The 17,901-nt window shown below is 56.2% G+C and carries 13 protein-coding genes, 1 tRNA gene and 1 pseudogene; 10 read left to right on the forward strand and 5 right to left on the reverse strand.

Annotated elements, in window-relative coordinates; genetic code table 11:
- Positions 1-4: 4 nt before the first annotated feature.
- The 9 genes and pseudogenes from ACT3RQ_RS05040 (at position 5) to ACT3RQ_RS05080 (ending at position 10,911) form a co-directional block, all read left to right on the forward strand.
- Positions 5-964, forward strand: coding sequence for a nucleotidyl transferase AbiEii/AbiGii toxin family protein (locus tag ACT3RQ_RS05040; protein WP_193054153.1), 960 nt, complete (start codon positions 5-7; stop codon positions 962-964).
- 178 nt (positions 965-1,142) lie between these two features.
- A complete protein-coding gene (locus ACT3RQ_RS05045) occupies positions 1,143-1,541 on the forward strand; it encodes a hypothetical protein (protein WP_444639660.1) in 399 nt (132 codons plus the stop codon).
- A gap of 153 nt (positions 1,542-1,694) precedes the next feature.
- Entirely contained in the window at positions 1,695-4,757 is a 3,063-nt protein-coding gene (gene fdnG / locus ACT3RQ_RS05050) for a formate dehydrogenase-N subunit alpha (RefSeq protein ID WP_444680092.1), read from the forward strand.
- 15 nt (positions 4,758-4,772) lie between these two features.
- Positions 4,773-5,690, forward strand: coding sequence for a formate dehydrogenase subunit beta (fdxH, locus tag ACT3RQ_RS05055; protein ID WP_172116476.1), 918 nt, complete (start codon positions 4,773-4,775; stop codon positions 5,688-5,690).
- Positions 5,687-6,394, forward strand: a complete 708-nt coding sequence (locus tag ACT3RQ_RS05060; protein ID WP_172116475.1) for a formate dehydrogenase subunit gamma — start codon at positions 5,687-5,689, stop codon at positions 6,392-6,394. Before fdxH ends, ACT3RQ_RS05060 begins: the two co-directional genes overlap by 4 nt.
- Positions 6,391-7,317: a formate dehydrogenase accessory protein FdhE gene (fdhE, locus tag ACT3RQ_RS05065; RefSeq protein ID WP_444680088.1), complete on the forward strand. Its 927-nt coding sequence runs from the start codon at positions 6,391-6,393 to the stop codon at positions 7,315-7,317. Before ACT3RQ_RS05060 ends, fdhE begins: the two co-directional genes overlap by 4 nt.
- Before the next feature lie 85 nt (positions 7,318-7,402).
- Positions 7,403-8,878 (forward strand): L-seryl-tRNA(Sec) selenium transferase, encoded by a 1,476-nt coding sequence (selA, locus tag ACT3RQ_RS05070; RefSeq protein ID WP_444639659.1) that lies wholly within the window; start codon positions 7,403-7,405, stop codon positions 8,876-8,878.
- A pseudogene (gene selB, locus ACT3RQ_RS05075) lies at positions 8,875-10,764 on the forward strand (selenocysteine-specific translation elongation factor); the annotation flags it as partial. The gene selA and the pseudogene selB, both read left to right, overlap by 4 nt.
- Before the next feature lie 51 nt (positions 10,765-10,815).
- Positions 10,816-10,911, forward strand: a tRNA-Sec gene (locus tag ACT3RQ_RS05080).
- A gap of 115 nt (positions 10,912-11,026) precedes the next feature.
- Here ACT3RQ_RS05080 and ACT3RQ_RS05085 read toward each other — a convergent pair.
- Positions 11,027-11,932 carry a LysR substrate-binding domain-containing protein gene (locus tag ACT3RQ_RS05085; RefSeq protein ID WP_444639658.1) on the reverse strand — a complete coding sequence of 302 codons (906 nt, stop codon included), beginning with the start codon at positions 11,930-11,932 and terminating at the stop codon, positions 11,027-11,029.
- Between the two features lie 119 nt (positions 11,933-12,051).
- Between ACT3RQ_RS05085 and ACT3RQ_RS05090 the strand changes: the two genes are divergently transcribed.
- Entirely contained in the window at positions 12,052-12,756 is a 705-nt protein-coding gene (locus tag ACT3RQ_RS05090) for an FMN-dependent NADH-azoreductase (protein WP_444680089.1), read from the forward strand.
- Positions 12,757-12,809: 53 nt separating this feature from the next.
- Here ACT3RQ_RS05090 and ACT3RQ_RS05095 read toward each other — a convergent pair whose 3' ends face one another.
- The 4 genes from ACT3RQ_RS05095 to ACT3RQ_RS05110 form a co-directional block, all read right to left on the reverse strand.
- Positions 12,810-13,130, reverse strand: a complete 321-nt coding sequence (locus tag ACT3RQ_RS05095; protein WP_193054149.1) for a DUF1330 domain-containing protein — start codon at positions 13,128-13,130, stop codon at positions 12,810-12,812.
- Positions 13,131-13,561: 431 nt separating this feature from the next.
- Positions 13,562-15,514, reverse strand: coding sequence for a M48 family metallopeptidase (locus tag ACT3RQ_RS05100; RefSeq protein WP_444641125.1), 1,953 nt, complete (start codon positions 15,512-15,514; stop codon positions 13,562-13,564).
- 31 nt (positions 15,515-15,545) lie between these two features.
- Positions 15,546-16,139: a LemA family protein gene (locus ACT3RQ_RS05105; RefSeq protein WP_444641124.1), complete on the reverse strand. Its 594-nt coding sequence runs from the start codon at positions 16,137-16,139 to the stop codon at positions 15,546-15,548.
- A 362-nt stretch (positions 16,140-16,501) separates the two neighbouring features.
- Entirely contained in the window at positions 16,502-17,812 is a 1,311-nt protein-coding gene (locus tag ACT3RQ_RS05110) for a DUF945 family protein (RefSeq protein ID WP_444680090.1), read from the reverse strand.
- Between the last annotated feature and the right edge of the window lie 89 nt (positions 17,813-17,901).

Raw genomic sequence — 17,901 nt, forward strand, 5'->3', positions numbered from 1 at the left:
TACGGTGGCCAAAAACATCGCCGCGTCTGTGCGCCAGAAGTTGCTGAATAAATCCCGAGAAGAAAAACGCCCCTTCCAAGAGTTACTACAGTACTTCGCTATGGAGCGGTTTCTTTACCGGCTTAGCCAATCGACTCATAACCGCAGTTTTACGCTAAAGGGTGCCCTACTGCTTTGGGTTATGCAGGGGCCGGACATTCGGCCGACGCGTGATATCGATATGCTGGGTCAAACAAGCAATCGCCCAGATGCCATTCTGGCCCAAGTGAGCGATGTGTTGGCTACGGGCGTAATGGATGATGGATTATCGTTTGACTTAAATACGCTAAAAGCCGAAACCATTACCGAAGACGCCGACTATCAAGGGATTAGGGTGACGTTTACCGGATTTCTCGATAATGCCAAAATCCCCATGCAATTGGATATTGGTTTTGGCGACATTATTTTTCCGCTGCCTTCTTGGCAGACATTTCCCGGCCTACTAGGCTTCCCTACCGACAGAATTCTTTGTTATACACCGGAATCATCCATTGCTGAGAAGTTTCAGGCGATGGTCCATCTGGGTGAATTGAACAGCCGCATGAAAGACTTTTACGATATTTGGATACTTTCGCGGCAGCACTCTTTCACGCTTTCGAACCTGGATGGCGCTATAACAAGAACCTTTGCTAACCGACATACGGCACTCCCTGAAACTAACCCTTTTTCTACCGCTTTCGTGGACAGCAAGCAGCCACAATGGCAGGCGTTCCATAAGCGCCTTGGCCAAGACCATGTGCCGGAGGCGTTTTCGGAGGTTGTCGTAGCGGTGTTGGAATTTCTTGGCCCCGTCATAGAGAAAACACCCGCTAATCCCGTGCACAAAATCTGGCACCCACCCGGTCCATGGAGTCCGCAGCCCAGCCAAGCGTACGAGCAAGCCAAAAAAGAGCTCTACAAAGAGAAAAAGTACCAGAGGGAGTAAGAAGTAGAATAACCATGACGGGATGCACACCTCTTAACCCATATTCTTGCGCCAAGCGGCGCGACTGTCTATACAGAAGGTAGATACGGCATCGCTGCCCTTAAATAGTAACCAGTGTGGATCGCTCAGCGGCAGAGGCCTTGACCCATTCGACTTAGCTCATTCGAGGAGTTCAAGCATGATTCGACGCACGCTCCCCCTCCTTGTTGCCTTGCTAAGCACTGGCGCCATGATCACGCTTCAGGCCTCCGAACCAGCAGCGCCTCAGAATGAAAGCGGCGTACTTCCCAACGCCATGCCCGAGAAGCCGAATATAGATACCGGCACGGCGGGTACCACCAGCGGCATTACCGGGGCGAATATGGATCAGGAGGATGAGACCACCGGTGGTGGTCAATCCCGGGGCGATGCCATGTTCCAGACGCCGGACTCTCAGCCCGATGCTGGGTCCACCTACGAAACCGAGACACCTGAGCGCGAGGAAGCACTTTTGCCGGATGAACCGCTGGGTGCCGACGACAGCGGGCGCCGGGAAGACGGTGAATCTCAGGGCAGCACGTCCGATTCGCCCGAATAAGCCGTTAACAGTAAGCCCTAGTGGCAACCTTCTCACTGAACAAACGACACCGCGACGCACCGCCAAACAAGAACAGACGCACTATGCTTAACGGATATGTCATCTCAGGAAGTGACGACATTTAGAACAAAACGACAGGAGGCCGTGATGACTCTGAAGGTTACGCGAAGACAGTTTTTTAAACTCGGGGCCGTCGGCATGGCTACCTCCAGTATGGCCATGATGGGCTTTGCACCTGAGCCCGCGCTCGCCTCAATTCGCCAGTTCAAGCTTACCGGCGCCAAGATAACCCGCAGCAACTGCACCTATTGCTCGGTGGGCTGCGGCGTACTGCTCTATAGCCGCGGCGATGGAGCGATCAACAGCATTGATAGCATCTACCATGTCGAGGGCGACCCGGATCACCCGGTCAGTCGCGGCTCGCTGTGTCCCAAGGGCGCGGGGCTGCTCGACTACATCCAGAGCGAATCGCGCCTTAAGTATCCTCAGGTACGCGAACCCGGCACCGATGAGTGGAAACGCATCAGCTGGGACGACGCGCTGACACGTATCGCCCGTCACATGAAGGATGATCGCGACGCCAACTTTGTCGCCGAGGACGATGCAGGCAATACCGTCAACCACTGGACCACGACCGGGATGCTAGCGGCGTCCGCCTCGACCAACGAGACGGCCTACCTGACACAGAAGATAGTCCGCAGCCTTGGCATGGTGGTACTCGACAACCAGGCGCGCGTCTGACACGGACCGACGGTGGCAGGTCTTGCCCCAACATTCGGTCGCGGTGCCATGACCAACCACTGGGTCGACATCCGCAACGCTGATCTTATTCTCGTCATGGGTGGCAATGCCGCCGAGGCGCACCCCGTTGGTTTTCGCTGGGTGATGGAAGCCAAGGAGCACAACGATGCCCGTTTAGTGGTGGTCGATCCCCGCTTTAACCGCACGGCAGCGGTGGCGGACTACTACGCGGAAATTCGTACCGGCACCGATATCGCTTTTCTGGGCGGTCTAATCAGCTACTTGATCGAAACCGATCAGATCCATCATGAGTATGTGCGCGCCTACACCGACGCGAGCCTCATCGTGCGCGAGGATTTCGGCTTCGAGGATGGCCTGTTCACCGGCTACGACGCCGAGAATGGCGACTACGACAAAGAGACTTGGCGGTACGAGTACGACGACGAAGGCTATGCCCTGCGTGACGATACGCTCCAACACCCCCGCTGCGTATTCCAATTGATGCGTGCGCATTTCAGTCGCTATACCCCTGATGTGGTCTCTTCAGTGTGCGGTACGCCTCGTGACAAGCTTCTGCACGTCTGGGACATGGTCGCCGCGACCGTCGTGGACGACAAGACCATGACGATCCTCTACGCACTGGGGTGGACGCAGCACTCGATCGGTTCGCAGATCATTCGCACTGCGGCGATGCTTCAGTTGTTGCTTGGCAACATGGGCATGCGCGGGGGTGGCGTCAACGCTCTGCGTGGGCACTCCAACATCCAGGGGCTGACCGACCTCGGGCTGCTCTCGGACTTACTACCTGGATACATGTCGCTGCCCGAGGCCGATGAGCAGGATTACAACGCCTATATCCTTGATCGCTCCCGCCCGGACCTCCTGCCTGGTGAAGTGTCCTACTGGCGCTATTACGAGCGTTTTCATGTCAGCCTGATGAAAGCCTGGTTCGGCGATGCGGCCACCGAAACAAACAACTGGTGCTATGACTGGCTGCCCAAGCTCAGCGAGACCCTGTATGACGTGCTGCATACCTTCGAGCGGATGAGCCATGGCGACATCACCGGCTATATTTGCCAAGGGTTCAATCCGCTGGCCGCCTTTCCGCATAAAGCCAAGACTAGTGCAGCGCTTTCCCGCTTGAAGTACTTGGTGGTCATCGATCCGCTGAGAACCGAAACCGCCGAGTTCTGGAAGAACCATGGCGAATTCAACGACGTGAACACCGCCGATATCGATACTGAAGTGTTCCGCTTGCCGACCACCGCATTTGCCGAGGAAGACGGTTCCATCGTCAACAGCTCACGCTGGCTGCAATGGTTCTGGGCAGCGGCACCGCCCCCGGGCGAAGCGATTCCCGATACCGCTATTCTGGCGGGCATCTTCTTGCGGATGCAGCAGATGTATCGTGACGAAGGCGGCGCCTTTTCAGATGCGCTGCTCAATCTAAGCTGGCCCTATCGTTACCCGGCAGAACCCAGCGCCAACGAAATAGCCCGGGAGTACAACGGTTGGGCACTCGAGGACGTGGTTGATGAGCAGCGCAATATTGTCTGTCGGGCGGGCGAGCAGATCGAGGATTTCGGCATGCTGCGTGCTGACGGCAGCACGGCGAGCGGTTGCTGGATATTTGCTGGCTGCTGGACCGATGAAGGCAACCAAATGACCCGCCGCGACAACTCCGACCCCTACGGCGTCGGCCAGACACTGGGCTGGGCCTGGTCGTGGCCGGCCAACCGGCGAATCCTTTACAACCGGGCAAGCGCACGCCCCGACGGCACGCCGTGGGCTGAGCGCAAGGCGGTCGTCTGGTGGAACGGCAATCGCTGGGTGGGTAATGACGTTCCCGACTTCCCGGTGGAATCCGCACCGACAGAAGCTCAGGGCCCCTTCATCATGAACCAGACGGGGCGAGGGCAGTTCTTTGCCCGTGACCGTATGGTCGAAGGGCCTTTCCCGGAACACTACGAACCGTTTGAAACGCCCATCGCCAACAACCCGATGCACCCCAACAACCCACTGGCCAAGAACAATCCAGGCGCGCGGGTGTTCGAGCAGGATCGGGCCAACTTCGGCACCTTCGAGGAGTTTCCGCATGCGGCGACCACCTATCGTCTCACTGAACATTTCCACTACTGGACGATGCATAACCGCTTGAACGCCATCGCCCAGCCGGAAAAATTCGTGGAGATTGGCGAAATTCTGGCCAACGAACTGGGCATTGTTAAAGGTGACCGAGTCCGCGTCAGCTCCAAGCGCGGCCATATCGAAGCGGTGGCGGTGGTGACCAAGCGTATTCGTCCATTGCAGGTAGCGGGGCACACGGTGCACCAGATAGGCATCCCGATTCACTGGGGTTATCTGGGCGAAACCAAGCAGGCTCACCTGACTAATACGCTGACGCCATCTGTAGGTGACGCCAATACCCAGACGCCGGAGTTCAAGTCGTTTCTGGTACGGGTCGAAAAGCTATAACGCAAGGAGGAGAGCATGCGTGGGGAACAAATCAACTCGCAGAATATCATCGCCCGCTCAGCGACCTCAGTACCCTCGCCTCAAAGGCGAAGCGGCAGCGTTGAAACTGTCACTAAGCTGATTGATGTATCCCGCTGCATCGGTTGCAAGGCATGCCAGGTGGCATGCTCAGAGTGGAACGACTTGCGTGACGAGGTGGGTGAATGTGTGGGTGAATACGACAACCCGACTGACCTTACGCCCGACTCTTGGCAGGTAATGCGCTTCAACGAGCACGAGAACGAGCAAGGCAACCTGGAGTGGCTGATCCGTAAGGACAACTGCATGCACTGCGCCGAACCGGGCTGTCTTGAGGCGTGCCCGGCACCTGGCGCTATCGTCCAATACGCCAACGGCATCGTTGACTTCAACTCCGAGCACTGCATCGGTTGCGGCTACTGTGTCACTGGCTGCCCTTTTGATGTTCCACGGATTTCGAAAAAGGATTCCAAGGCCTATAAATGCACACTGTGTTCTGATCGTGTCTCTCATGGCCTGGAGCCAGCCTGTGTAAAATCGTGCCCTACCGGTTCGATCATGTTCGGCACCAAGGAGGACATGCTCGATCTCGCTGAGACGCGCACCGATTTTCTCAAAGGACGTGGCTTTGAAAATGCCGGTATCTATGATCCTCAAGGGGTGGGTGGTACCCATGTGATCTACGTGCTGCAACATGCCGACAAACCGGAGATCTACAGCGGCTTGCCCAAGGACCCGCGCATCAGTCCTCTGGTCGAGGGTTGGAAAGGTATACCCAAGCCGCTGGCCTCAGCAGCTATCGGGCTTGCCGCATTTGCCGGGTTCTTCCACTACCTCACCGCAGGCCCCAAGGAAACACCGGAAGAGGTGGAAGAAGGAGTGGAGGACGAGGAGCCTGAGGAGAAACAGCCATGAATGAGCCGAAACCGCATGCCAAATCCGATCCAGGCATCCTGCGATATGATGCGTTTTCACGCATCAATCACTGGCTCGTCGCGATCAGCTTCGTGATGCTGGTGCTCAGTGGGCTGCCCTTTTTTCACCCCTTCTTCTGGTCGTTAACCGGTCTGTTCGGCGGCCCGATCATGACGCGCATCCTGCACCCGTATATTGGGCTGTGTATGACGCTATTTTTCGTGATCATGGTGATCCGCTTCTTCAAGGTGAGCCTGATCAAGCGCCATGACATTCAGTGGCTCAAGCAGATCAAGGACGTGCTGAGTAATCATGACGAGCGTCTGCCGCCGGTAGGTAAGAACAATGCCGGGCAGAAGCTCGTTTACTGGATCATGGTGCTCTGCGTGCCATTGTTGCTGGTAACCGGTCTACTCATCTGGCAACCCTACTTTGCCGATGCCGTCCCCATCACACTACGTCGGTTGGCCGCCGTTGGGCATGCTTATGTGGCTTTCCTCGCGATCATTACCTTGATCATCCACATTTACTCGGGTATCTGGGTGAAGGGGTCGTTCACCGCCATGATTCGTGGCCGGGTCAGCAAGCCTTGGGCGAAACATCATCATGATTTATGGTACGAGGAGGAAATGGACAAAGAGCGCAAGGAGCGCGAGATGACCAAGCAGCCGCACACGACCATGACAAGAGAGGAGCCCAAGTGAATCACGCATATGGCAATGCCCCGATGGGCGTTATTGATCCCCCCTCCGTGGTGCTGCCCGAGCAGGAGCACTTTGCCCAGCGCGCACAGCGCCTGCATGACCTCTCCGAGCGTATCGAACCGCTGCGTGATTTCCTGGCCTTTATGGCACAGCTCTCCCAAGCACAGCAGCGGGCACTTGAGCACAATACCCCAGCGTGGCTGCCCGAGCCGGACGCCTTTGCGCTGGCCTTGGAGCACGGCATGCCGCCGCTGGGTACCCAAGCGCTTTGCCGCGACATCGATTTTCATAGTGAACTCGCAGCACTTCTCGATGGCCTCGATTTGCATGTCGGTGAGGCGCAGCGGCTGTTGCTCGACACCCTGCGTAAGCTGCCCAGGGAGGAAATCGACCGCCTTGCCCAGGAAGTGCTGGAAGCGCGCCCCGGCCCTGAAGCAAGCCGTGGGCTGATGCCCTTGATAGCAGCAGCATTGCAAGTAGCCTGGCTGCGCTTGGCGCGCACCCTGCCCCAACCGCCAAAGCGCCCCTCCGCCGAGGCCCGTTCGATCTGCCCCTGTTGCGGCTCATTGCCGGTGGCAAGCATCATTCAGATCGATTCTAAACGCAGCGGGGTGCGTTACCTGCAATGTGGGCTATGCGCGACACAATGGTATCTGGAGCGCTCCAAGTGCAGCGTCTGCGATCAGAGCGGTAAGCTTGACTACCTGAGCCTTGAGGACGAGAGCGGCGAGCGCCTGCTCCCCACTCAGGCCGAGACCTGTGGCGACTGTCACTCCTATCTCAAAATCATGCCACGTGAGCTCGATGCACATGCTGACCCCCTCGCTGATGACCTTGCGAGCCTAGCGCTGGATCTTCTGCTTGCCGAGGAAAAGCAGTATTTTCGTAGCGGCTTCAACCCGCTGCTCATCGTTGGCGAATAAGGGCATCCCCGAGCGACCATGGACGACCCGCGCTCAGCCATGCTATACCTTGGGATTTGAATCCCGGCATGGATTGAAAACAACAATGGACGTTCGACGCAGCCTGCCCGCCGTAGACACTCTGCTGACCCACCCCACTCTGCAGCAAGCCCAGCAGCGCCATGGTGGGCACCTGGTCAGGCAGGCCATTCGCCTAACCCTTGAGAGCGAGCGCTCGCGCCTTGCGGGTAGTTCCGAGGCTGCCGAGCATCAACTTGCCGCCCTCTCTGTCGATACACTCACTGCCCGAGTACTTGAGCGCCTGGAACAGCTGGTACGGCCTAACAGCCGCAGCGTATTCAATTTGACCGGTACGGTGATTCATACCAACCTCGGCCGCTCGCCACTTGCCGAACCCGCCATTGAGGCCATGGCCGAAGCCGCCCGCCATCCCATGGCACTTGAGTACGACTTGGAGAGCGGCGGCCGTGGCGACCGCGACCGCCTGGTGGAACCCTTGCTTTGCGAGCTGACCGGCGCCGAAGCAGCCACCGTGGTCAACAATAACGCTGGCGCTGTACTACTGGCCCTGAGCGCTCTGGCCGATGGCCGCGAGGCGGTCGTTTCACGCGGCGAGTTGATTGAGATAGGCGGTGCCTTTCGCATGCCCGACATCATGGCCGCGGCGGGCTGTCGGCTGCATGAGGTAGGCGCTACTAACCGCACCCATGCCAAGGATTTCCAGGCCGCCATGGGCGAGAGCACCGGGTTGATCGTCAAGGCACACACCTCCAACTACGCCATCACCGGTTTTACCAAGAGCGTGCCCGAGCGCGAACTGGCGAGCATTGCACACGCGCAGGGAGTCCCCTTCATGGTTGACCTGGGCAGCGGCGCACTAGCCGACTTCTCCGCGCTTGGACTGCCCCATGAAGAGCAACCTCGCGAGGCAATCGCCGCCGGAGCCGATGTCGTCACCTTTAGCGGCGACAAGCTACTGGGCGGCCCGCAGGCAGGCATCATTGTTGGCCGCCGTGACCTTATCGATACGATCAAGCGCCATCCATTAAAACGTGCCCTGCGCCTAGACAAGCTGACCCTGGCCGCCCTGGAAGCCACCCTGCGTCTTTATCGTGACAGTGACGCGCCCCAGCGAGACATTCCCACGTTGGCAATGTTGACGCGTACTGACGTCGAGATTGCGGCGACCGGCGAGCGTTTACTCTCCTCCGCCCAGGCTTTGCTCGACGACATCGATGTTACCCTGGCCCCCTGCGTGAGTCAGCTTGGCAGCGGCTCGCTCCCCGTCGACCGGTTGCCAAGCTACGCGCTGGTCTGGCGCCCACTAAACGGTGACCGCCGCGCCAGGGAACGGTGCCTCAAACGCATCGAGACAGCGTTTCGACAACTCCCCCGTCCGGTCATCGGCCGCCTTAACGAAGGCGCCCTCTATCTCGATCTGCGCTGCCTATACCGTCCTGAAGACGTCGACGCCTTCGCGTCACAACTCTCGATATTGAAGCAGCGCTACGAGAACCACCATGCCCTGCAGCAGGACGTGCACAAAGAGGGCCCGTCATGATCATCGGCACGGCTGGCCATGTCGATCATGGTAAGACCGCTTTGATCCAGCAACTGACCGGTATCGATACCGACCGCCTCAAAGAGGAAAAAGCCCGTGGGCTGACCATCGAAGCTGGTTTCGCTTATCCCGAAGTCGCGTCAGGCGTCGAGCTCGGCTTTGTCGACGTGCCCGGGCATCATCGGTTCCTGCATAACATGCTCGCGGGCAGTGCTGGCATCGACACGGCCCTGCTGGTGGTGGCCGCCGACGATGGAGTAATGCCCCAGACAATCGAACATGTCCAAATTCTCGACCTGCTCGGCGTCGACCGCGGCGTGGTAGCACTGACCAAGATCGACCGAGTCGACGAACTACGGCGACAGGAAGTCAGACAAGAGATCATCCAACTGCTGGCAGGTACCCAGCTCGCCAAGGCGCCGCTGTATGACGTCTCGAGCCATAGCGGTGAAGGCGTAGCGGCACTGCGTGACACGCTATGGTCCCAGGCGGCCGAACAGCATGCGCTCTCTGCTTATGGGCATTTCCGCCTTAGCGTGGACCGCGTCTTTGCGCTGCCGGGAGCCGGCCTGGTAGTGACCGGCACCGCACTCAGCGGCTACATTGCCAAAGGTGACATGGTGCGCCTGGTACCCGACGGCCATAAGGCCAGAGTACGCCAGCTGCGGCGCCAGCACCGCGAGAGCGATCAGGCACACCAGGGTGACCGGGTAGCGCTCAACCTTTCAGGCACTGGGGTGGAACGAGATCGCATCCGTCGCGGCGACTGGGTGGTCGCCGATGCACTGGAAACGCCGCCCATCAAACGCCTCGACGTCCAGCTAAGGTTGCTCGACTCTACCCCACCGCTCAAGCACTGGACGCCAGTCCATATACACCTGGGGGCCGCCCATCTCATGGGGCGGGTCTCGCTTCTCGAAGGGCAACGACTCGAACCAGGCAAAAGCATGCTGGGGCAACTGGTCTGTGATAGCCCGGTACACGCCTGCCTGGGGGATCGTTTCGTCATCCGTGATCATGGTGGGCATATTACTCTCGGCGGCGGAATCGCACTGGACGGCGAACCACCCCGCCGTGGTCAGCGCGCTCCCGCTCGCCTGGCCTGGTTGGCGGCACTGGCAGAATGCGCAAACACCAAGCCCCCTTATGATCTTCATGAACCGCTGAGTGCTGCGCTTGATCTCCATCCCGAAGGCTTGGATCTTTCTGGCATGGCGCGTAATCTTAATATCAGCGTTCAGGGTCTAGCGCCGCTGGTCGAGGCATCCGCAGGTCAAGTCCTCACTGCCGAAGGCGAAGTTAGTGCTTTCTCCCGGGAAGCCATCGAATCGCTTAGAGAGCGGATTATCCAAGTAGTCGCCAGTAATCACCAGAACGAACCCGCCATGCTGGGGACCGAGCGCGAGCGACTAAATCGCCAGGCCGCCCCTCGGTTACCGGCTCCCCTCTTCCGCGGCCTGCTGAAACAACTGATCGAGGCGGGCCAGCTTGATAGCAATGGGCCCTTCATTTCTCTGCCTGGCCATCGCGCAGCACTTAATGAACATGACGAGGCGCTCTGGCAACGGCTCGAACCTCTTCTCGCGGAAGCCCCCTTCCAGCCACCCCGGGTTCGCGACCTGGCAGCAAGCGGTGGGCTTGATGAACAGCGTGTTCGCCAGGTGCTAACAGCCTGCGCTCGCCTCGGCAGGCTCTACCAGGTACGCAAGGACCACTTCTACCTCGCCTCAGCGACACATGAACTGGCCAATATCGCGCGTAAGCTGATGGACGAGCACGGCACTATTCGCGTCGCAGAATTCCGCAACCGCATCGGTACCGGACGCAAATTGGCCATTCATATTCTCGAATTCTTTGATAGGATAGGTTTTACACGCCGGGTGCAAGATGAACGCTACATTCGCCGTACTGCCCTGTGGAACCAGGCAACCGCTCAAGGAAGAGGATCGACCCCCGGTGGGGCGGCCAGACTTCAAATCTGGCAGGGGCTGCCAGCAGTCTTTGGTGGGTTCGACTCCCACGCTCTTCCGCCACTCTTTTTGACGCTTCCCCCAGCCTCGCTATTTGAGCCAAATCAGACTCCGCCATGAAACTCACAGACGGCGAAGCATCAGGTCACGCAAGATAACGGTATAAAATACGATACTATCAAGCCGAAGGCGTTGATAGCCTGCCAGGCACTGCCATCACCCAGTCGCGAAGCGCCAACATCGTTGGATCGTTGCGGCGGTTTTCCGGGTAGGCCAAAAAGAAGGCTCGGTCTTCAAGTTCAGGGCCAAAAGGGTGTACCAGGCGCCCTTCGGCCAGCTCATCTTCAATCAGTTGACGGCTCATCAGCATGACACCCTGCCCTCCCACAGCCGCTGAAATAGCGTGGCTTTCGTCAGAAAAAGCCAGCCCGGCGCCGACATTCAACCCTGGAATCTGGGCGGTTTTCTGGTAACCCGGCCAATCCATGGGCGATATAATTACTCCCTGGGGTCGAAAGTGAATCAACGGATACTTCGATAGATCCTCCCCTGCATGCTGAACAAGCTGTGGGCTACACGCCGGAATCAACGTGGTATCAAACAGCTTCTCGGCTACTAACCCTGGCCAGCGTCCATCGCCATGCCGAATGGCAAGGTCGGCGGTTACCCCATCTAACGCAACGGGCTCGTGGGACGCATGGATTCGCAGGTCAATGTTTGGGTGAGATTCGCGCAGTATGCAAACCCAGGGCAACAACCAACGCACGGCCACCACCGGTGTGGTTGTCAGCGTAATGCCCCTGCGCTCGGGCATGGTACTCAAGCGCTCAATGGTGTTGCTGATATTGTCGAATGAAGATTCCAGCACCTGCTGCAGCTCGCGGCCTTGCGGCGTCAATTCCAGTTGCCTGGGCCTGCGTACAAACAGCGCAATGCCCAGAGCCTCTTCAAGCCCGCGAACCTGATGGCTAATGGCGGTGGCGGTAACTGAAAGTTCCAGCGCCGCCTGTTTAGCACTTTCATGGCGAGCAGCCGCTTCAAAAGCGCGAAGTGCCGAAAGCGAGGGTAATCGTCGAGAATTCATGAATGAGTTTTACTCATCTATACCTGCAAGAAAAGATCGTTTGTTACGGCTCACAAGCCAAGTCTAAGCTACGTCTGTTGTTAATCATAGATGAGTTCATCTCAGAACAGGAGACTATCATGCCACATATCCTACATATAGACGCCAGCGCCCGCCCGGGTATTGCAGGAACAGACAATCATGGCTCTCACAGCCGTCACCTTACCGATCAGTTTGCCAAACAATGGCAATTACGCCGCCCGCAAGACATGATCACCTATCGAGATATAGGCCAACACCCGCCATCCTTTCTTAACCACGACTGGATCGCGTCGGCTTTCACGCCTGGAGAACAGCGGGCACCCTGGATGAGGGATGCATTAGCAGAAAGCGACCAGCTGGTTGATGAATTAATCGCCGCAGATGTCGTAGTGATCGGCACGCCGTTCTATAACTTCGGCATGCCTGCCGCCCTAAAAGCATGGGTCGATCAGGTAGTGCGCCCTGGTCGAACGGTGGATATCGATGAGAGTAACCCGACTGATCCTTACGTTCCAAAGCTTGCTGACCGGCCAAGGCATGCGGTTGTTCTTACCGCCAGAGGCGGGATAGGCTTTGATATCGGTGGAAAGATGGCGCACATCAACCACCTGGAGCCCAATTTAGCCACTGCACTGAAGTTTATTGGCATCACTCAAATTCACTATATCGCCATTGAAGGACAGGAAGTGGGCGGGGAGGTATTGGCGAAGTCAGTTGCTGACGCAATAAGTAAAGTCGAACGGCTCGTTGATGAGTTGCAGGTGATGACATGGCGAGACACACAAATATCTGAACCGGCTTAAAAGCAGGAAGCAGCTTCTTACTATCAAGGTCGGCGCGTTAGGTGCGGGTATCGCTAACCCAGGATATCCGCACCTTTATGCCCCTCTGGCACGCCCTGAACCAACAGCACATCGCCCTCGGTATGCCGGGTACGAAATGGGCGAATCGCCTTATAAGCATCAGAGTCATACCACCCTTGAGCTTGTTCCATAGTAGGAAACTCAATGACGACCATATCGCCAGCCCACGAGCCCTCAAGTGGCGTGTATGGCCCCCCATGCACGAGGTATTTACCTGAAAAAGGAGCGAGCGTTGCGTCGATACGCTCTAAATATTGTTTAACCTCAGGATCGAATCGAGTTTCTCGAATGAGAGCAACAGCGTAGGCAGGCATCATCCCCCCCTTGATTAGACGAAATAATTTTCTAAACAACGAAAGCCTAGAGCAAACACTTTAAATAACGAACCCACTTATCACTATATCAATTTAACTGACAATAACTTTCCAGAAATTTAATTTTGATTAAACCAATGACGCTGCACTGGTTAGAGGCCACCATTCAGTGTTTCGCAAATAAAGTCCCTTTTTGCTGCTGTATACGCTTCTCTATCCAACCTATATTTCGCCGCCCAACGCCTATCGATCAGAGAGGCGTTATATTCCATGGAAGTTGAAAAGAGGCAGCAGCCGAGCCCGTTCCTCTTCAAACAGAGTTGGCCAATCAGTACTGTATGAGCAGAGCACTATCTTCTCGTTAGTCGCTCGGTTCAAGGACTCTGCCTCATTCATACTATGGATACTCTCCGCCTTGAGAATGGCGACGCTCAATCACTCTCTATCAACAGCGGCGGCATGGGGCATTCCAGCATATCGGCGATGACGCGAAACAGCTCGGCCTCTGCGGGCTTTATTTGCCCGCTATGCTCAATACAGCGGGCCATGGCCTGCAGAACAGCAGGCTTCTGTTGCGGTCGTAAACGACGCAAGCGGCTGACTACGGGGCCCAGCGTTTTGATATTAGGGGCCTCTCTTTTTACGTTTAGTGCAAACGGCAGTTCTTTTTCAGCGGCATCTAGCGCAGCGCTTACCTTTTCGGGGTCACTCTGCCCTGCCCAGGCCAGCACGTTGAGCAGCCGCTGGCACTCTTGCTGTAAATCGCTCAGCTTACGAACAGCAGAGCCACTACCTTTCTTGCCCAGGCCCAGGTGATGAACCAGCCAGTGATACAGCGTCCACTCAAACAGGCTGACCTGACTATCCGCATTGATCAGTTCTACCATGCAGTATCGAAAATGCGTGGCCTGATCCACTGACAGGTTTTTTAACGCTGGCAACGCCAATTCCATCAACGGCAGGCGAAGCTGGTCTCTAAGCATTAACACGTCGCCAGCATGATTCATGACTTCACGATACACATCCGGCAAGGCTGTCTGCTGAAGTGATGCCAGTTGCTGCTTACGCACCTCGATATTCTGGCTCAGCAGCAGTGCGTACATTAATGCGCGTACTGCGTAAGGATCGTGGGCGGCATCGACGAGCCGCGTAGGCAATGCATTGAGCATGGTACGTGCCTGGGCCAAATGGCGTGGGCCGGGTTGCCCCATTGAGGCAATCGCCATGCGGGCCGAGGTGCCGTTCATGGTTGCTGCGCTGGAGTAAGCGTGGGCGGAGGGGGTGTCTGCAAAGCCAACCGTTGACTCACCTCCCGCTTTTTCCACGTCACCGTCAAAAGGCGCACTGAGCGGCGCGTTAAATTCACCGTTCCAGCTTGGCATAACGCGTTTGATGCGCTGGCGTATCGGCGGGTGGGTCGCCAATAAGCGAGTGAAGCCAAGCTTCATGCCTTGGCCGAAAAACAGGTGGCTATATTCGCTCGCTTGGGAGGCTTCTATTCTGGCCCCCTGCGTAAGGGAGCCAATCTTGATTAACGCTTGGCCGATGCCATTGGGGTTACGCGTATATTGAACAGCGGAGGCGTCGGCCAGGTATTCTCGCTGGCGGCTCACGGCCGCCTTGATCCAGTTGCCAAAAAACGTGCCCGCATAACCAATGACGGCCAGGGCAACACCCAAGGCAAGTACGGCGACAGCGCCTTTGCTATTTGAATTGTTACGCCGCACAGCTCGACCACGCGACGTCGTACTGCGCAGCAGAATATAGCCTAACAGTCCGATCAGAAGCACACCGTGAAGTACGCTGATCAAACGCATGTTCAAGCGCATATCGCCATGCAGAATGTGGCTAAATTCATGGGCAACCACGCCTTGTAGTTCCTCGCGGTTGAGGTGATTAATCGCCCCCTGGGTGATCCCGATCACGGCATCGCTGGTATCATACCCGGCGGCGAAAGCGTTAATACCCGCTTCCTGAAGCAGATAAACCGGTGGAACCGGCGTGCCCGAGGCAATTGCCATTTCTTCCACCACGTTGAGAATACGGCGCTCGTTAGCGTTTTCGGTGCTGGGGCTGATTTCTCGTCCGCCCAGCGCCTCGGCCACTACTTTACCGCCGCCGCGACGCAACTGAGAGCGCTTGAAAAGCCCGCCGAGCCCCACTAACGCCACCACGCCAAGCGCAACCACGGCTACCAGTTCTGGGGATAGCGCAGCCAACAGGTTATTCGCTGTCACGCTGCCTCGGTCATCTCTCATGAAATGCACGACGATTGCGATCACGACAGTGGTGACCGCTATCAGGGCGATTACCGCCGCTATCAATAAAACAACCAGCTGCCCGGTTTTACGCCGGGCGTTGTCCTGAGCCGTAAAGAAATCCATGCACACCTATCCTTGTGGGTTCAAGAACGCTTCAAAACGATATTTTAGGCGCTGACTGAATCTGGGCGCTGTCCTCGAATTCCAGGAAGGAAGCGTCCTCGCCATGCCCCAACAGGCCAGCTACAGCCACCGGAGGGAAGCTCTGGCGGTAAGTGTTGTATTGCATGACAGCGTCGTTGAACGCCTGGCGGGCAAAAGCGACCTTGTTTTCAGTACTGGTAAGCTCTTCAGAGAGCTGCTGCATGTTTTCAGAGGCCTTGAGGTCCGGGTAAGCTTCCATCACCACATTAAGCCGCCCCATCGCTTGGCTTAGCGCACCTTCTGCCCCGCCCAATTCGGCCATCGCTTTGGCGCTCCCTGGGTTGGCAGCCGCCGCTTTGAGCCCCGCCGCTGCTGAATTGCGCGCTTCAATCACCGACTGAAGCGTTTCGCGCTCGTGGCTGAGATACCCTTTGGCGGTTTCGACCAGGTTAGGTATCAAGTCGTGTCGGCGCTTTAGCTGCACTTCAATTTGAGCAAAGGCGTTTTGAAAACGGTTTCGCAGTGAGACAAGTCGGTTGTACACACCGATAAGGTAGAACGCGATAACCGCTATTATCACTACGACAATGATAGTTAAAACCATAATTGATCCTTCCTGTGGTTAATAAAAAACTATTACGCATCACGCCCTGACGGCTTTATTTGGCGAGTTTAGGCAAAAACTCTATATCCATGTGATATTTCTGGGGATCATTCTGCTCGATAAAGACAGCAATCGTATCCGTATTGATATAAGGCGAGGGATCAAACCAGATATTCTGGCTTTTAAACACATGTACTTGCATGGTAGCGGGATTCAACCACTGCGTTATCACCTGATAAGGATGTTTTCCATTGACCGAACGTTTCAATACGGTACAAATTTGTTTAGTGCAGTGACCTTAATACCTTTGATTTAACACTACGCCACTCCATATGGCGTAGTGCTTATGATACAAGCCTTGCTTACATCACTTCTTCACCATTAACCGTCAGGACGCCGTCTTGCCAGGTCAGCGTCTGCTCTTCAAAGTCCGGATCGATTAACAGAGCATAAGGCATGGGAATGAGTGAAAGTACCATCTGGGGAGGTGTCGTTACGCCAATATCCAGGCTCAAGCGGTTTTGGAGGTACTCTTGCGCCTCCGGTGTGCTCATCCTATCTTGCGATGCCTGAAGCTGCTCGGGTAACGGCAAACGGTTATCCCATAAAGCGCTGTATAGCGCCTCCTTGGAAAGTTCTTCACCATCAAAGCGGATATCCGCCGTAATGCGGGGATTGAAATCGATACCCAGCATGGGCAGCGTGACGTGCGCTTCCAGCGGCTGGAACGCCATTGAGGGACTCGCAATCAGGACATCATAGCCTCGCTCGATAGACTGGATCAGTAGTTCACGCTCTTCCTGCTCATCGCCGCGTACACCGGTCTCTTCATACTCTGCACGCATGGCTTCCAACGGTGCATAGGCTTCCTGAAGCGCCTGAAATGCTGACATATCCCAGTTCTTGGCATCGATATCAAGTGACAGGCTGCCCAATGAGGTGCCGTCGGCGCCGATATCGGCTATCTTAAAACGGCCGCCTGAATTGACGATTTGGCTATCACCTACGGATTCAGACTCGGCCTCAAGCTCAATGCCATCTATATAAACATTGACGCCCTCCGCCAAAAACTCAATTTTGGGTATTTCCAGACGTTGATGTATCAGGCTAGACGCTTCCTGGGAGCTATTTTCAAAGCGTGGCGAGACAATCCGAAACGAGTCGTTCTCGTCATTGACAACAATTTCACGTGCCTGGCCGTCTACCTTCCAAACGTCTTCATCTTCAAGATCAAGATCCACTACCAGGTCGTGCAGAGTGCCGTCAAACTCAACGCCGCTTAACGAACCGGCCGTCAACTGCCCCATGACGGTGCTGCGAGTAGCGACCAAATCAACGTCGATATCCCCGCTTAGAAACTGCTCGTTGGGATGAATCGTGCCGGTAATCGGGCTATTAATAATGCCGTGATCCACCAGCAGATTTACCTGGGCATTGGCATTTTCAACACCTTCCATACTGATCGTTGCCGTCGCCGTTGTATTGAACAACGATTTATCAATCGTTACGTCGCTTGCGTACCAGGAAACAGAATCATCCAACTGCGCAAAGGTTTGGGCTAGCGCTTTTTCCACCTCATTACCCACCACTGCTTGGGCGCCTATATATCCCCCTGCCCCGAGCACTACAACACCAGCAGCGGTCAAAATTAACGTCTTGGAAGTTGCGGGCATATCACTATCCTTAATAAAAATGATTATTAATTATCCTGTATTTAAGAATAAAAACCCACTGCTAATTCAGTTCATGGCTAGCTATTAAA

The organism is Halomonas sp. AOP43-D1-4, assembly GCF_052446175.1.
Taxonomy (GTDB): Bacteria; Pseudomonadota; Gammaproteobacteria; order Pseudomonadales; family Halomonadaceae; genus Vreelandella; species Vreelandella citrativorans.

What these genes read in the sequence shown, in the direction of transcription:
- ACT3RQ_RS05045 (WP_444639660.1), top strand. Translation starts at nt 1,143, where the DNA reads ATGATTCGACGCACGCTCCCCCTCCTTGTTGCCTTGCTAAGCACTGGC.
- fdxH (WP_172116476.1), top strand. Translation starts at nt 4,773, where the DNA reads ATGCGTGGGGAACAAATCAACTCGCAGAATATCATCGCCCGCTCAGCG.
- ACT3RQ_RS05060 (WP_172116475.1), top strand. Translation starts at nt 5,687, where the DNA reads ATGAATGAGCCGAAACCGCATGCCAAATCCGATCCAGGCATCCTGCGA.
- selA (WP_444639659.1), top strand. Translation starts at nt 7,403, where the DNA reads ATGGACGTTCGACGCAGCCTGCCCGCCGTAGACACTCTGCTGACCCAC.
- ACT3RQ_RS05085 (WP_444639658.1), bottom strand. Translation starts at nt 11,932, where the DNA reads ATGAATTCTCGACGATTACCCTCGCTTTCGGCACTTCGCGCTTTTGAA.
- ACT3RQ_RS05090 (WP_444680089.1), top strand. Translation starts at nt 12,052, where the DNA reads ATGCCACATATCCTACATATAGACGCCAGCGCCCGCCCGGGTATTGCA.
- ACT3RQ_RS05095 (WP_193054149.1), bottom strand. Translation starts at nt 13,130, where the DNA reads ATGCCTGCCTACGCTGTTGCTCTCATTCGAGAAACTCGATTCGATCCT.
- ACT3RQ_RS05100 (WP_444641125.1), bottom strand. Translation starts at nt 15,514, where the DNA reads ATGGATTTCTTTACGGCTCAGGACAACGCCCGGCGTAAAACCGGGCAG.
- ACT3RQ_RS05105 (WP_444641124.1), bottom strand. Translation starts at nt 16,139, where the DNA reads ATGGTTTTAACTATCATTGTCGTAGTGATAATAGCGGTTATCGCGTTC.
- ACT3RQ_RS05110 (WP_444680090.1), bottom strand. Translation starts at nt 17,812, where the DNA reads ATGCCCGCAACTTCCAAGACGTTAATTTTGACCGCTGCTGGTGTTGTA.